Origin of the sequence: Acidaminobacter hydrogenoformans DSM 2784 (assembly GCF_900103005.1) — a bacterium.
GTDB lineage: Bacteria > Bacillota > Clostridia > Peptostreptococcales > Acidaminobacteraceae > Acidaminobacter > Acidaminobacter hydrogenoformans.
The window spans coordinates 1-1,685 of sequence record NZ_FMWL01000040.1 but is presented as its reverse complement, the minus strand read 5'-3'; the positions used below and the strand labels follow the sequence as shown (position 1 = coordinate 1,685).

Sequence of the window (1,685 nt, the reverse complement as noted above, 5' to 3'; positions counted from 1 at the left end):
GCAGCATAAAAAATACCGCCAACCATAAAAGGGTTAGCGGCATCAAATGCTTTTGTTTTTTGTACTGTCTACTTGACGGGGGGCACTTCAAAGGTTTTGAGCTTTTAAAAGCTTTAAAGACTTCTGCCGATGGTCTTTTTTCTCCCCCCAAAATCCCTCACAGGCAACGTTTTTTCCAGCCGGTTTGCCCGTCTTGTATCCTGAAGGGTCAAGATATGGTAAAATTATGCCAATAAGACATGAGGAGGGAACCCATGGAACAGGACAAAATTTTGATCATTGATATGGGGAGCACGCGAAATACCTACATAGCAAGAGAGATCCGGGAGCTTGGGGTCTTCACGGAGATTCACGCTCACGACATGACCCGGGAGGAACTGTCAAAGATCACAAACATCAAGGGGATCATTTTGAACGGCGGCGAAAACCGGGTGGTGGACGGCGTTCAGATCCGTGCATCTGAGGCGCTTTTAAACGCTGGCGTACCGGTTCTGTCCGTGGATCACGAGGGCAGCGCGCCGTGGCCTCAGGAAGAGGAAGCCCGGATTGACAAGCTGCAGTCCTTTGTATTTAACACCTGTAAAGCCGAGGCCAACTGGAACATGGACAACTTTATTGCCGAGCAGGTAGCACAGCTTCGCGCTCAGGTGGGCGACGGGAAAGTGCTGCTGGCGCTTTCCGGCGGTGTGGATTCTTCAGTTGTGGCGGCGCTGCTCATTAAAGCCATTGGTCCGCAGCTGACCTGTGTTCACGTCAACCATGGCCTGCTTCGCAAGGGCGAACCGGAAGAAGTCGTTCATGTTTTCCGTGAGGAAATGGGCGCCAACCTGATTTACGTGGACGCGGTGGATCGCTTCCTGGATAAGCTGGCGGGCGTGGCGGATCCAGAGAAAAAACGCATGATCATAGGCGCGGAATTCATCCGGGTGTTTGAGGATGAGGCGCGTAGTCTTAAGGACGTGAAGTTCCTGGCTCAGGGCACCATTTATCCGGACATCATAGAATCCGGCACTAAGACCGTCAAGGCTGTCAAGAGCCACCACAATGTGGGCGGCCTTCCGGAGGACCTGGATTTTGAGCTGGTAGAGCCGCTGAAGATGCTCTTTAAGGATGAAGTGCGCGAGTGCGGCTTGGCTCTTGGACTGCCGCGGAGCATGGTATTCAGACAGCCGTTTCCTGGACCGGGTCTGGGGGTGCGCTGTATTGGGGCGATAACTCGGGATCGCCTTGAAGCCGTGCGTGAGTCAGATGCGATTTTGCGTGAGGAATTTGCGAAGGCGGGCCTGGAAGGCAAGGTGTGGCAGTACTTTACGGTGGTGCCGGACGTCAAGTCGGTGGGCGTGCGGGATCATAAGCGCAGCTTTGAGTGGCCGGTGGTGCTTCGCGCGGTGAATACCGTGGATGCCATGACGGCGACGGTGGAGCGTGTGCCGTATGAGGTGCTTGAGATCATCACCCACCGTATAACTCATGAGGTGGCGGGTGTGAACCGAGTCCTGTATGATTTGACGCCAAAACCGGCGGGGACGATAGAGTGGGAATAGCCTGGCAGGGTCCTTTGGACCCTGCCTTTTTCTGTCCGTAGGACAGAAAAAGGAGTTGTTGCGAAACTATAACATTTAGTTTCACAGCAACTCTTTTTTTACGCCAATTGGAATTACTGACTTTCAATAATTTTGCTTATT

The 1,685-nt window shown here is 53.0% G+C and carries 2 protein-coding genes; both read left to right on the top strand.

Annotated features, from left to right (window positions below):
- Positions 1 to 236, top strand: a 236-nt coding sequence (locus BLP63_RS17000; protein ID WP_207646500.1) for a hypothetical protein, incomplete at its 5' end; no start/stop codon positions are given.
- An 18-nt stretch (positions 237 to 254) separates the two neighbouring features.
- Positions 255 to 1,544 (top strand): glutamine-hydrolyzing GMP synthase, encoded by a 1,290-nt coding sequence (guaA, locus tag BLP63_RS16635; RefSeq protein ID WP_092593594.1) that lies wholly within the window; start codon positions 255 to 257, stop codon positions 1,542 to 1,544.
- Positions 1,545 to 1,685 lie beyond the last annotated feature (141 nt).